General features: G+C 50.4%; 8 protein-coding genes. 4 read left to right on the top strand and 4 right to left on the bottom strand.

Annotated elements, in window-relative coordinates:
• The first annotated feature begins 42 nt into the window (after positions 1–42).
• The 4 genes from BBP27_RS01125 (at position 43) to putA (ending at position 9,055) form a co-directional block, all read left to right on the top strand.
• A complete protein-coding gene (locus BBP27_RS01125) occupies positions 43–2,256 on the top strand; it encodes a RelA/SpoT family protein (RefSeq protein WP_188211431.1) in 2,214 nt (737 codons plus the stop codon).
• A 198-nt stretch (positions 2,257–2,454) separates the two neighbouring features.
• Positions 2,455–3,249: a formate/nitrite transporter family protein gene (locus tag BBP27_RS01120; protein ID WP_036493807.1), complete on the top strand. Its 795-nt coding sequence runs from the start codon at positions 2,455–2,457 to the stop codon at positions 3,247–3,249.
• Positions 3,250–3,700: 451 nt separating this feature from the next.
• Entirely contained in the window at positions 3,701–5,227 is a 1,527-nt protein-coding gene (gene putP / locus BBP27_RS01115) for a sodium/proline symporter PutP (protein ID WP_188211430.1), read from the top strand.
• A 222-nt stretch (positions 5,228–5,449) separates the two neighbouring features.
• On the top strand, positions 5,450–9,055 hold the full coding sequence (putA, locus tag BBP27_RS01110) for a bifunctional proline dehydrogenase/L-glutamate gamma-semialdehyde dehydrogenase PutA (RefSeq protein ID WP_188211429.1): 3,606 nt from the start codon (positions 5,450–5,452) through the stop codon (positions 9,053–9,055).
• Between the two features lie 58 nt (positions 9,056–9,113).
• On the opposite strand, the gene nth is transcribed toward putA, so the two are convergent.
• The 4 genes from nth to BBP27_RS01090 all read right to left on the bottom strand — a co-directional run bounded on the left by nth (position 9,114) and on the right by BBP27_RS01090 (position 13,354).
• The gene (nth, locus tag BBP27_RS01105; protein ID WP_049336266.1) at positions 9,114–9,743 is read right to left on the bottom strand and encodes an endonuclease III; all 630 of its coding nucleotides are present in this window, start codon (positions 9,741–9,743) and stop codon (positions 9,114–9,116) included.
• A gap of 111 nt (positions 9,744–9,854) precedes the next feature.
• Positions 9,855–11,234 carry a Na+/H+ antiporter NhaC gene (nhaC, locus tag BBP27_RS01100; RefSeq protein ID WP_049348810.1) on the bottom strand — a complete coding sequence of 460 codons (1,380 nt, stop codon included), beginning with the start codon at positions 11,232–11,234 and terminating at the stop codon, positions 9,855–9,857.
• A gap of 180 nt (positions 11,235–11,414) precedes the next feature.
• A complete protein-coding gene (locus BBP27_RS01095; RefSeq protein WP_188211428.1) occupies positions 11,415–12,038 on the bottom strand; it encodes an alpha/beta fold hydrolase in 624 nt (207 codons plus the stop codon).
• Between the two features lie 92 nt (positions 12,039–12,130).
• Positions 12,131–13,354, bottom strand: coding sequence for a sugar MFS transporter (locus BBP27_RS01090; RefSeq protein WP_188211427.1), 1,224 nt, complete (start codon positions 13,352–13,354; stop codon positions 12,131–12,133).
• Positions 13,355–13,588: the final 234 nt, after the last annotated feature.

The raw sequence follows: 13,588 nt of genomic DNA, 5'->3' as shown, positions 1-13,588 counted from the left end.
TACAATGGCAACGTTTTTATCAAAAAGAAAAAAACGCACGCCATGACCACTATTCGCCAAACGCCCCAAACATCGAGCGTAACGCTGGAAGGCCTCCTCGCATGGTTCGACGGCTATGTTGCCGCGCTGCCTGATCCCGATAAAAACCTGATTCAGACGGCCTTTGACCTGGCTAAAGAACATTATCCCGCCGATGCCCTAACGACTTACGGCGAGCCTTTAATGGAACATTTCCTCGGTTCGATGCAAATCGTCAGCGAACTCGACTTATTGCCCGATGCCGTGGCGGCTACGATTTTGTCCGACATCGGCAAATACGTTCCCACTTGGCAAGAATTGGTTACCGAACGCTGCAACAGCACCGTTTGCGAGCTGGTCAAAGGCGTAGACGAAGTACAAAAACTGACCCAATTCGCACGCGTGGACAGCCTTGCCACGCCGGAAGAGCGCGCCCAACAAGCCGAAACCATGCGTAAAATGCTGTTGGCGATGGTTACCGACATCCGCGTCGTCCTGATCAAACTGGCGATGCGCACGCGCACCCTGCAATTCTTAAGCAACGTTCCCGACAATCCTGAAAAACGTGCCGTTGCCAAAGAAACCCTCGACATTTTTGCCCCGCTCGCCAACCGCTTGGGCGTGTGGCAACTCAAATGGCAGCTCGAAGATTTAGGCTTCCGCCATCAAGAGCCGGAAAAATACCGCGAAATCGCCCTGCTTTTGGACGAAAAGCGCACCGAGCGCCTCGAATACATCGAAAACTTCCTCAATATCCTGCGTACGGAACTGAAAAAATACAATATTCATTTTGAAGTTGCCGGAAGACCGAAGCACATCTACTCCATTTACAAAAAAATGGTGAAGAAAAAGCTCACTTTCGACGGCCTGTTCGACATCCGCGCCGTACGGATTTTGGTCGACACCGTTCCCGAGTGTTACACCACGCTGGGTATTGTCCACAGCCTCTGGCAGCCGATTCCGGGCGAGTTCGACGACTACATCGCCAACCCGAAAGGCAACGGCTATAAAAGTTTGCACACCGTTATCGTCGGCCCGGAAGACAAAGGCGTGGAAGTCCAAATCCGCACCTTCGACATGCACCAATTCAACGAATTCGGTGTCGCCGCCCACTGGCGTTATAAAGAAGGCGGCAAGGGAGATTCCGCCTACGAACAGAAAATCGCCTGGTTGCGCCAACTCTTGGACTGGCGCGAAAACATGGCCGAAAGCGGCAAGGAAGACCTCGCCGCCGCCTTCAAAACCGAACTTTTCAACGACACGATTTATGTTTTGACCCCGCACGGCAAAGTCCTCTCCCTGCCTACGGGCGCCACCCCCATCGACTTTGCCTACGCCCTGCACAGCAGCGTAGGCGACCGTTGCCGCGGTGCAAAAGTCGAAGGACAAATCGTGCCGCTGTCCACGCCTTTGGAAAACGGACAACGCGTTGAAATCATTACTGCAAAAGAAGGCAATCCTTCCGTCAACTGGCTCTACGAAGGCTGGGTCAAATCCAACCGCGCCATTAGCAAAATCCGTGCCTTCATCCGCCAGCAAAATGCGGATACCGTTCGCGAAACAGGCCGGGCCCAACTGGACAAACAGTTGTCAAAAATCTTCCCCAAACCCAATCTGCAAGCATTGGCGGAAAAACTCGGCTTCAAAAAAACCGACGAACTCTATACGGCCATCGGTCAGGGCGAAATTTCCAACCGCGCCATCAGTAAGGCCTGCGGCGCTTTGATCGAACCAGCTCCCGTACCGGTTGACGAGACCAATATCGTCAAACAGTCCAAAATCAAAAAAGGCGGTAAAAACGGCATTCTGATTGACGGCGAAGACGGCCTGATGACCACGCTTGCCAAATGCTGCAAACCCGCGCCGCCCGATGATATTGTGGGCTTTGTTACCCGCGACCGCGGCATTTCCGTCCACCGCTGCACCTGCCCTTCTTTCCGCCACCTTGCCGAGCAGGCTCCGGAAAAAGTGTTGAACGCAAGCTGGGCAGCCCTGCAGGAAGGACAAGTGTTTGCCGTCGATGTTGAAATCCGCGCTCAAGACCGCTCCGGTTTGCTGCGCGACGTATCTGATGCGCTGGCGCGGCACAAGCTCAACGTTACCGCGGTGCAAACCCAATCACGCGATTTGGAAGCCAGCATGCGCTTTACCCTTGAAGTCCGCCAAGTCAACGACCTGCCGCGCGTATTGGCCAGTCTGGGCGACATCAAAGGCGTTTTAAGTGTAACGCGCTTATAATTCCCATTCCCCCATCTAAAGGCCGTCTGAAAGTATTGCTTTCAGACGGCCTTTCACACATCGGCTGCCAATATATAACCTACGCTTCTATCCTTACAATCAGCCGTTATTTCCTGTCCGCCATATTCTCAGGCAAACTCGCCATCCGCGTGATAAAGAAAGATATTTTTATTCTTATATTAACCTTAAGGAAACTTCATGGATACACGAGACCTGTTCCCTCATGAAATTTTGCAGGACGCCATCGGCAAGAGTTGCGCCAAATCTGAATTCAGCATCAAGATGTTGGTGATTTTGAGTTTCTTGGGCGGCGGTTATGTCGGCTTCGGCTATCTTGCCTGCCTGCGCGTCATCAGCGGCATTCCTGCCGAATGGAACGGTCTGGCCGCCCTGTTGGGCGCATCCGTGTTCCCTATCGCACTGATTTGTATCTTAATCGGCGGCGGCGAGTTGGCAACAGGAAATATGATGATTATGGCTTTGGGCAGATTGACCGGCCGAGTCAGCACCCACAAACTGGTGCGCAACTGGCTGATTGTCAGCTTGGGCAATCTGGCAGGCGCCGTAGCCATGGCCTATTTCCTCGGCCACTACGTCGGCCTTGCCGAAGGACCGGCCACAGCGAAAACCATTGCCATTGCCGAAGCCAAAGTCAATATGGACTTCGGCCGCGCATTCGTTTCCGCCATCGCATGTAACTGGATGGTGTGTATGGGCATCTGGTTTTATTTTGGCGCACGCCATACTTCAGGACGAATCTTGGCCATGTGGTTCCCGGTTATGATCTTCGTGTTAATCGGCTTTCAACACTTTGTTGCCAATATGTTCATCATCCCGGCCGGCATTTGGGCGGGCGCAAATGTCAGCTGGGGTCAATTTTTCTACAACATGATTCCCGTTTTCTTAGGCAACGTCCTGGGCGGATCATCCTTTGTCGCAGCCTCTTATCTCTTTGCTTACAAACACTTACTAAAAGACGATTTTTCTATTTGATGTAGCCTTTTTCTAAAAACCCCGTATCTGCCCGACACAGATACGAGGTTTCTGCACAAGGCCGTCTGAAAGTCCAAGTCGTTTAATTACTTTTTCTCTTTAATCCCCAAAAAACATCAGGAAAGATAGTTTCACACACTTTCCTTCGTCATCATCGGTAAAAATTTATATATTTTTATGTTTTTAAATGACTTAGCCAAAAGGCGGCATCAATTTCGAATAAAGGCTGAGTTCTTCGCTTTGCAAAAGCGACTTTTTACGGTATGCTGGTTTAAATTATTTACAATTTAATGCATTAAGATTTCGTATTTTATTGTATTTGAAAATAATTTATCCTGTCTCTCTCGCAAAAAACAGGATTTTTAAGCTGTATTTTTATTAGAAAAAAGTTTGGGTATGAATTGCTTGCAATTTCAAAACCCGTTTTAAAAGTTAGATGAGGAATAAGTACATGAATCCCATGTATATCACTTTCGCGATCTATTTGGTCGCCGTATTACTGATCGGCCTTGCCGCCTATTTTTCAACCCGCAACTTCGACGACTACATCCTCGGCGGCCGCAGCTTGGGCCCGTTCGTGACCGCGATGTCTGCCGGTGCTTCCGATATGTCAGGTTGGCTCTTGATGGGTTTGCCCGGTGCCATTTACCTGAGCGGTTTGAATGAAGCTTGGATTGCCATTGGTCTGATTGTAGGCGCATACTTCAACTGGCTTTTGGTTGCAGGCCGCCTGCGCGTGCATACCGAATACGCCAACAACGCACTGACGCTTCCTGACTACTTCTTCCACCGCTTCGGTGCCGGCGGTCACTTGATGAAAGTGGTTTCCGCACTGATTATCTTGTTCTTCTTCACTATTTACTGTGCTTCAGGCATTGTGGCCGGTGCTACCCTGTTCCAAAGCCTGTTCCACGGTATGTCTTACACTCAAGCCATGTGGCTGGGTGCCGGCGCAACCATCGCCTATACTTTCTTGGGCGGTTTCTTGGCCGTAAGCTGGACCGATACCCTGCAAGCTTCTTTGATGATTTTTGCATTGATCCTGACCCCTGTAATGGTGTACTTGGGCTTGGGCGGTGCAGATCAAATGAATGCCGCTATGCAACAAGTCGCTGCCTCTACCGGTAAAGAATACGGCAGCCTGTTTGCCGGTACGACCGTCATCGGCATTATCTCCACCGCGGCTTGGGGCTTGGGCTATTTCGGCCAACCGCACATCTTGGCCCGCTTCATGGCTGCCGAAAGTGCCAAATCCCTGGTTTCTGCACGCCGCATCGGTATGACTTGGATGATTCTGTGTATGGCCGGTGCCGTGGCTGTCGGCTACTTCGGTATCGCTTACTTCGGTGCCAACCCTGCCCACGTTGATGAAATGAACGGCAACCACGAGCGTATCTTCATCGCCTTGGCCACCCTGCTCTTCAACCCTTGGATTGCCGGTATCATCTTGAGCGCGATTCTCGCCGCCGTAATGTCCACTCTGTCTTGCCAATTGTTGGTTTGCTCCAGCGCGATTACCGAAGACTTCTACAAAGGCTTCCTGCGTAAAAAAGCACAACAAGCCGAGTTGGTATGGATTGGCCGTCTGATGGTTTTGGCGATTGCCGTGATTTCCATCCTGATTGCTTCTGACCCTAACAGCAAAGTATTGGGCTTGGTGGCTTACGCATGGGCAGGTTTTGGTGCCGCATTCGGCCCGGTCGTTATCCTGTCTGTACTGTGGAAACGCATTACTGCCTACGGCGCACTCTCCGGCATGATTGCAGGTGCACTGACTGTAGTGGTTTGGGCCGAGTGGATCAAAAAACCTGCTTTGGCCGCACAAGAAACAGGTTTCGCTACTGTCTATGAAATCGTTCCAGGCTTTATCATTTGCACACTCGTGATTGTTTTGGTGTCCCTGATCGACAAAAAACCTTCACACGAATTGCAAGAACGCTTTGAAAAAGCAGACGCAGAATACCGCGCCTCTAAATAAGGTGTTTTCAGACGGCCTGCATGATTCCGTGCAGGCCGTTTTTACGACATAAACTGTCTCAAAATAATCTGATACTTATCAGAAAAAACAGCAATTTATGCGGATGCATCTTGTATCCGCATCATAAATTTATTACGATATTACTATCCTTCAGAATACCTGTTTTAGCAATCCTATCCAGGCCGTCTGAAATCATGAAAAAACCTCTGGAGAACTTAAATAATGTTTAACTTTGCTTTTCCAACACAAACTCCTTTGCGCCAAGCGATAACCGATGCCTACCGCCGCGATGAAATCGAAGCCGTACAGGATATGTTGCAACGTGCACAGATGACCGACGAAGAGCGCAACGCCGCTTCCGAGCTTGCCCGTCGTTTGGTTACCCAAGTCCGTGCCAGCCGTACCAAAGCCAGCGGTGTAGATGCCTTGATGCATGAGTTTTCCCTCTCCAGTGAAGAAGGTGTTGCACTGATGTGTCTGGCCGAAGCCCTGCTGCGTATTCCGGACAATGCCACCCGTGACCGCCTGATTGCCGACAAAATCTCTGAAGGCAACTGGAAAAGCCACTTGAACAACAGCCCTTCCCTCTTCGTTAACGCGGCCGCATGGGGTCTGCTGATTACCGGCAAACTGACCGCGACAAACGACAAACAGATGAGTTCCGCATTGAGCCGTCTGATCAGCAAAGGCGGCGCGCCCCTGATCCGTCAAGGCGTTAACTACGCCATGCGCCTGCTGGGCAAACAGTTCGTCACCGGTCAAACCATTGAAGAAGCGCTGCAAAACGGTAAAGAGCGCGAAAAAATGGGTTACCGCTTCTCCTTCGATATGTTGGGCGAAGCCGCATACACCGAAGAAGATGCCAACCGCTACTACAACGACTACGTCCAAGCCATTCACGCCATCGGTAAAGATGCCGCAGGCCAAGGTGTTTACGAAGGCAACGGTATTTCCGTCAAACTTTCCGCCATCCACCCACGCTACTCACGCGCCCAACACGAACGCGTGATGAGCGAACTGCTGCCGCGCCTGAAAGAATTGTTCCTTTTGGGTAAAAAATACGATATCGGTATCAACATCGATGCCGAAGAGGCCAACCGTCTCGAATTGTCTTTGGACTTGATGGAAGCTTTGGTTTCCGATCCTGACTTGGCCGGCTACAAAGGTATCGGTTTCGTTGTTCAAGCCTACCAAAAACGCTGCCCGTTCGTTATCGACTACCTGATCGACCTGGCCCGCCGCAACAACCAAAAACTGATGATCCGTTTGGTTAAAGGCGCATACTGGGACAGCGAAGTGAAATGGGCCCAAGTAGACGGCATGGACGGCTACCCGACTTACACCCGTAAAGTCCACACCGACATCTCCTACCTTGCCTGCGCACGCAAACTCTTGGATGCACAAGATGCCGTGTTCCCACAATTTGCCACACACAATGCCTACACCTTGGGCGCAATCTACCAAATGGGTAAAGGCAAAGACTTCGAACACCAATGTCTGCACGGCATGGGCGAAACCCTGTACGACCAAGTGGTCGGCCCGCAAAACTTAGGCCGCCGCGTACGCGTGTATGCCCCGGTCGGCACACACGAAACCCTGCTTGCCTACTTGGTACGCCGTCTGCTGGAAAACGGTGCGAACTCTTCTTTCGTGAACCAAATCGTTGACGAAAACATCAGCATCGACCGCCTGATTAAGAGCCCGTTCGACACCATCGCCGAACAAGGCATCCACCTGCATCCGGCATTGCCTCTGCCACGCGATTTGTATGGCAAAGGCCGTCTGAACTCCCAAGGCGTCGATTTCAGCAACGAAAACGTATTGCAAAACCTGCAAGAAAAACTCAACCAAGCTTCTTCCGAAGACTTCCACGCTGCATCTATCGTCAATGGCGAAGCGCGTAACGTGGGCGAAGCGCAACCCGTCCGCAACCCTGCAGACCACAACGATATTGTCGGCACTGTCAGCTTTGCCGATGCAGCCTTGGCTCAAGAAGCTATTGGCGCAGCCGTTGCCGCCCTGCCGGAGTGGAGCGCCAAACCTGCTTCAGAACGCGCCGACTGCCTGCGCCGTTTTGCCGATTTGTTGGAACAACACACGCCTGCATTGATGATGCTGGCCGTCCGCGAAGCCGGTAAAACCCTGAACAACGCCGTTGCCGAAGTACGCGAAGCCGTTGACTTCTGCCGCTACTATGCCAACGAAGCTGAGAACACCCTGCCTAAAGATGCCAAAGCCGTCGGCGCAATCGTTGCTATCAGCCCATGGAACTTCCCATTGGCCATCTTTACCGGCGAAGTCGTTTCCGCCCTGGCTGCCGGTAACACCGTTATCGCCAAACCTGCCGAACAAACCAGCCTGATTGCCACTTACGCCGTTTCCCTGATGCATCAAGCCGGTATTCCGACTTCTGCGCTGCAACTCATACTCGGCGCAGGCGATGTCGGCTCCGCCCTGACCGGCGATGCCCGCATCGGCGGCGTGATCTTCACCGGTTCTACCGAAGTAGCGCGCCTGATCAACAAAGCACTGTCCAAACGCGACGACAGCCCTGTCCTGATTGCCGAGACCGGCGGTCAAAACGCGATGATCGTGGACTCTACCGCCCTGCCGGAACAAGTCTGCCTCGACGTATTGAACTCTGCCTTCGACAGCGCAGGCCAACGTTGTTCCGCCCTGCGTATCTTGTGCGTTCAAGAAGATGTTGCCGATAAAATGATCAACATCATCAAAGGCGCAATGGATGAGCTGGTTGTCGGCAAACCGATCCAACTGACCACAGACATCGGTCCCGTCATCGATGCTGAAGCCCAACAAAACCTGTTGGCCCACATCAACAAAATGAAAGGCGTAGCGAAGGCTTACCACGAAATCAAAACTGCCGCCGACGTTGATGACAACAACTCTACCTTCGTTCGTCCAATCCTGTTTGAATTGAACAACCTGAACGAGTTGCAACGCGAAGTGTTTGGTCCTGTACTGCACGTTGTCCGCTACCGCGCCAGCGAATTGGATCAACTCATCGACCAAATCAACGCCAAAGGCTATGCTCTGACCAGTGGTGTACACAGCCGTATCGAAGGCACTGTCGACCACATCCGCGACCGCATCGAAGCCGGTAACATCTACGTTAACCGCAACATCGTCGGTGCCGTTGTCGGCGTACAACCTTTCGGCGGTCACGGCTTGTCCGGTACCGGTCCAAAAGCAGGCGGTTCATTCTATCTGCAACGCCTGGTACGTACTCCTGAATGGGTTGCCCCAACCCTCAGCCGCATCGGTCAAGCAGACGAAGACGCGCTCAAACGTTTGGAAACCCTGGTTCACAAACTGCCGTTTAACGCCGAAGAGAAAAAAGCCGCAGCCGCAGCTTTGGGTCACGCCCGCGTTCGTACCCTGCGCAAAGCCGAAACCGTATTGGTCGGCCCGACCGGCGAACGCAACTCATTGAGCTGGCGCTCTCCAAAACGCGTTTGGGTACATGGCGGCAATCTGCTGCAAGCCTTCTCTGCCCTAACCGAGCTGGCAGCCGCAGGCATCCAAACCGTTGTTGAGCCTAACAGCCCATTGGCTTCCTACTCAGCCGATTTGGACGGTTTGTTGCAAGTCAACAGCAAACCTGAAAACGCAGGCATCAGCCATGTTGCCGCTATCGAGCCTTTGAGCAGCGAGCGCAAACAAGAGTTGGCTGGCCGCGACGGTGCGCTCATCCGTATCCTGCCTTCCGAACAAGGTCTGGACATTCTGCAAGTATTTGAAGAAATTTCTTGCAGTATCAATACTACCGCTGCCGGTGGTAATGCCAGCCTGATGGCAGTTGCCGACTAATCACAGCCAAATCAAAGGCCGTCTGAAATTCAGACGGCCTTTTTTTATCTGTTTTTATTTACATTTTTGCAGGATATTCGCACAAATCATTAATCAAACATTTGCTGCATTGCGGTTTCAAAGCCTTACATGTATAGCGACCGTGCAAAATCAACCAATGATGGGCATCCATCAAAAATTCTTTGGGAATAAAACGCATCAGCTTGTCTTCAACTTCGCGCACATCTTTGCCCGGCGCGATTTTGGTGCGATTGGCCACACGGAAAATATGGGTATCGACCGCCATAACAGGTTGCCCAAATGCAGTATTCAATACCACATTAGCGGTTTTCCGGCCAACACCGGGCAAAGATTCCAAAGCCTCGCGGTCGGCAGGCACTTCACCATTGTATTTTTCCAGCAAAATACGGCAAGTCTGCATGATGTGTTTGGATTTGGTTTTGTAGAGGCCTATGGTTTTGGTGTATTCCATCACGCCGTCCAGCCCCAAATCCAATATGGCTTGCGGTGTATTGGCAACGGGAAAGAGCTTGGCAGTCGCTTTGTTCACACCGACATCAGTCGCCTGAGCAGACAATAAAACGGCGATGAGCAGCTCAAACGGCGAGCTGAAATTTAACTCGGTAGTCGGATGAGGATTGGCAGCGCGGAAACGCTCGAAAATTTCTTGGCGGATTTGTTTGTTCATGGTTGGAATTGTTTTTATATGGCGCGGCAATTATATCCGATGGGGCTGCTTCAAACAAAGCAGGCCGTCTGAAACACATTCAGACGGCCTGATGATCAAACAGCCTACTGTTTATTTTTTACTCAGAGTCAGCCCTGTCCAGCCAAACACCAGCGTCAGAGCCAAGCTCAAGTAGCAGAAGAAGGCATAAGGCAGGTATTCCCAAACAGGCACGCCCAAGGCATGGCTGATGAATACGCCGCAGACGCTCCAAGGCACCAACGGGTTGATGACCGTACCCGCATCTTCCAACGTACGGGCAAGGTTGCGCGAATGCAGGCCGAGTTTGTCATAAACCGGCTTAAAGGTTTCACCGGAAAGCAGAATACTCAAATATTGTTCACCAATCAGGAAGTTGACGCCGACCGATGTCATGGCCACGCTGAAAGTAGCGCGTCCGGCATTGGTCAGGAACGCACGAATGGCTTCCAACAAAGACGGAATCACACCAATGCTGAACAACAGGCCGCCCAAGCTCATGCCGAGTATCACGATGGTTTGCGTAAAGAACATGCTTTCCAAGCCGCCGCGCGAAATCAAGCGGGCAATGTCTTTGAATGCTTCGCCTTCGAGTTTGTATCCGCTGTAAAACCACGCGCCCAGCTGTTTCAAATCAGGCGTACTGTGGAAGTAAGTCACAATCAGCGCCACCACAACGGTAAACAACATGGCCACAATGGCATTGACGCGCATCAGGGCGAGGACGACCAATAAAGCAAACGGAATCAATGAATAAGCATGCACCAAACCGGTTGCTTCCAATTGCGCGCGGAAAGCTTCGACGCTGTTCATGTCATGCGCAGCCACATTGGGCAAGAGCCACAACATCAAGGCCGCACTGATCAACCACGCAGGTACAGTGGTGTACATCATGTTTTTGATGTGTTCGAACAAATCAATGCCGACAATCGAAGCAGAAATACCGGTCGTATCGGAAAGCGGCGACATTTTATCGCCGAAGAACGCGCCCGACACAATCGCACCTGCCGTCATCGCCATATCGGCATGAAATGCAGCCGCCATCCCCATAAAGGCCACGCCGACAGTCGCACAAGTCGTCAAACTACTGCCGATAGAAATACCGATGACCGAGCAAAGCGCAAACGCCGAGAAATAAAAATAAGTCGGCGAAATCAATCCGAAACCGTAATACATCAGCGTCGGAATCGCACCGCTCATCATCAGCGCGCTGACCATCAGGCCGATAAAGAAAAACAGATAAATCGCGCCCATGCCCTGCCCGACCGCGCCGATCATACCGTTTTGCATGTCTTGATATTTCAAGCCGCGCATCAAGCCGTACAAAAGCAAGACCACAATCGCCGTCACAATCGACATATGCGGCAGCCATTCAAGCGAAATAATCGTATAACCCATTGCCGCCACCAAAGCCAAGGCCACCGCAATGGCCTCGAAACGCGGCATATTGAGTAAGGATTTGAAAGCAAACATTGTTCTTTGCCTTTTTAATAAGTATTTAACAGATTTTAGCATAACAGGCCGTCTGAAAAACCGGTTTCAGACGGCCTGCTGATTATTTTACGAAAACAACGCTCACAAATCCTTGCCATTTTCTTTAAAATAAACGAATTATTTAGAATAAAATATTTTTTAATTAGAATAAATGGTGTTTTATTGCTTTTTAAAATATCCATCATGCAAAAATGCCACCACCTGTCCGGCAGTTTTGCGGTTGAACAGCATACCGCTATGGCTGACCGGCAAAACGACATGATCGCGCATATTCGGACAATGCGTTTCGCTGACCAAAACCGTACCATCATGTTCGCCGTGCAAACCTAAAACACGGCCCAGACCATACGGTTTGTTACCGGCGATACTGCCCAGCTCAATACCGACAGGCAACTCAGGCATACTGCCGTCCAACGCCCCTTTGTAAGAGCCGCCCAATACCGGCTTTTGCAAACCCAAATTGAGCACACGTTGCGCAGCCCGGCTGCCTTGGTGCGGCGTACCCATGGTAACGATACGGCCGCTGACTTTATCCGGATATGCCGCCGCAAAATTGCGTAAAACCAAGCCGCCCAAACTGTGGCCGACAAAGTGCAGCGTTTCATCAGCATGATTCTCATCAATCCATCGGGCCAAGTCCTCAACATGCCGATTCATCGCGTGCAACACACTGCAATAATCGAACAGCGCAACTTCAAAACCTTCTTGTTCCAGCAAATACGCTAGCGGTCTCATGACCCACGAATGCATATGCAAGCCATGCAGCAAAATGATTTTGGCCATTTTTTCCTCCTGTCATTTAAATCATTATGCCACAAAGTCAAAAGGCCGTCTGAAATCCCATAAGGTTTCAGACGGCCTGTTATCAGGATAGATTATTCGTCAGCTTTGTAGCCTTTTATAGCAAAGAAGACGATATAGACATAACAAATCGCTGATACAACGAAAGAAATCATCAAGCCGTAAGTATCCGCAGCCCAACCTTGTACCACAGGCACAACCGCACCGCCGACAATCGCAGTACACAATACGCCGGAAGCGCTGCTGGTGAATCGGCCCAGACCTTTGGTTGCCAAAGAGAAAATCGTTGGGAACATGATGGAGTTGAAAAAGCCGATGGCCAACAATGCCCACATCGCAATATCCGCACTGGCTTTACCTGCCAACATAGCAACGCCCAACAAGGCAACAGCAGCAGTAGCGTTAAATGCCAAATAGCGGTTAGGCGCAATTTTCGCCATGATGGCAGAGCCTAAGAAACGGCCGACCATTGCACCGCCCCAGTAGAACGACAAATATTTCGCGGCAGATGCGTGGTCCAAACCTTTCAGATAGCCCAACACGCTGACCAATAAAGAACCGATGGATACTTCCGCACCGACATAACAGAAAATACCGGCCGCACCAAAAACTAAATGACGGTATTGCCAAACACTATGTTTGCCATCATGGTTATGTTCGCTCTCTTCTTCGGCAATTTTACGCGCATCAGGCAAACGAATCATTTTGACAAACACAGCCAAAATAATCAGTAAACCGGCCAACCCTAAATACGGAATTTGAACGGAAGAAATTTGCTCGGCTTTGCTGACAGTTTGTGTTGCATCAGCCAAAATCAGGAATGCACCGATTTGCGGAGCAATGGTCGTACCCAAAGAGTTAAATGCCTGAACCAAAGTCAGTGTTGCAGATTCTTTACCTGGTTTAGACAACAGGGTCACATAAGGGTTACCCGCTACTTGCAACAGTGTTACACCTGAAGCCAAAATAAACAATGCACCCAAAAAAGTTGCATAAGAATGACTGCCGGCAGCAGGATAGAAGAGCAGACAGCCGATGGTAGTCAATACGAAGCCGCTAATCACGCCGTTTTTATAGCCGATTTTGCCGACCAAATAACCCATCGGAATCGACATAATCGCATAAGCGGTAAAGAAACAGAATTGAATCAGCATTGCCTGAACATAAGTCAGGTCGAAAATATCTTTCAAATGCGGAATCAAAATATCGTTCATGCAGGTAATGAAACCCATCATGAAAAAGAGTGTGGTTAGGACAACCAGCGCAGGAGTATGATTTTGTTGTGAATGCGCAGACATGATTTGCCTTTCGTTTTGTTAAGATTTGCTGGAAAAATGAGCTTAAATCAGTTCATTAAACTTAACACCCATTAACAGCCGCCCGTATCATACTGATAATCCATCACTTTGAAAACTATTTTCTAACAGCCGACTACATTATCCTTCAGCCGTTTAATTTTAAAAAATTCAATAATATTGGATTTATCTTTTGATAGATTAAAAAATAAAGGCATAATCCTCTTATTAAGCCTG

This window comes from Neisseria sp. RH3002v2g (assembly GCF_014596425.2).
In the GTDB taxonomy this organism is placed as follows: domain Bacteria; phylum Pseudomonadota; class Gammaproteobacteria; order Burkholderiales; family Neisseriaceae; genus Neisseria.
This window is presented reverse-complemented; position numbering and strand designations above follow the sequence as displayed.

What these genes read in the sequence shown, in the direction of transcription:
- BBP27_RS01120 (WP_036493807.1), top strand. Translation starts at nt 2,455, where the DNA reads ATGGATACACGAGACCTGTTCCCTCATGAAATTTTGCAGGACGCCATC.
- BBP27_RS01125 (WP_188211431.1), top strand. Translation starts at nt 43, where the DNA reads ATGACCACTATTCGCCAAACGCCCCAAACATCGAGCGTAACGCTGGAA.
- nhaC (WP_049348810.1), bottom strand. Translation starts at nt 11,234, where the DNA reads ATGTTTGCTTTCAAATCCTTACTCAATATGCCGCGTTTCGAGGCCATT.
- putP (WP_188211430.1), top strand. Translation starts at nt 3,701, where the DNA reads ATGAATCCCATGTATATCACTTTCGCGATCTATTTGGTCGCCGTATTA.
- putA (WP_188211429.1), top strand. Translation starts at nt 5,450, where the DNA reads ATGTTTAACTTTGCTTTTCCAACACAAACTCCTTTGCGCCAAGCGATA.
- BBP27_RS01090 (WP_188211427.1), bottom strand. Translation starts at nt 13,354, where the DNA reads ATGTCTGCGCATTCACAACAAAATCATACTCCTGCGCTGGTTGTCCTA.
- BBP27_RS01095 (WP_188211428.1), bottom strand. Translation starts at nt 12,038, where the DNA reads ATGGCCAAAATCATTTTGCTGCATGGCTTGCATATGCATTCGTGGGTC.
- nth (WP_049336266.1), bottom strand. Translation starts at nt 9,743, where the DNA reads ATGAACAAACAAATCCGCCAAGAAATTTTCGAGCGTTTCCGCGCTGCC.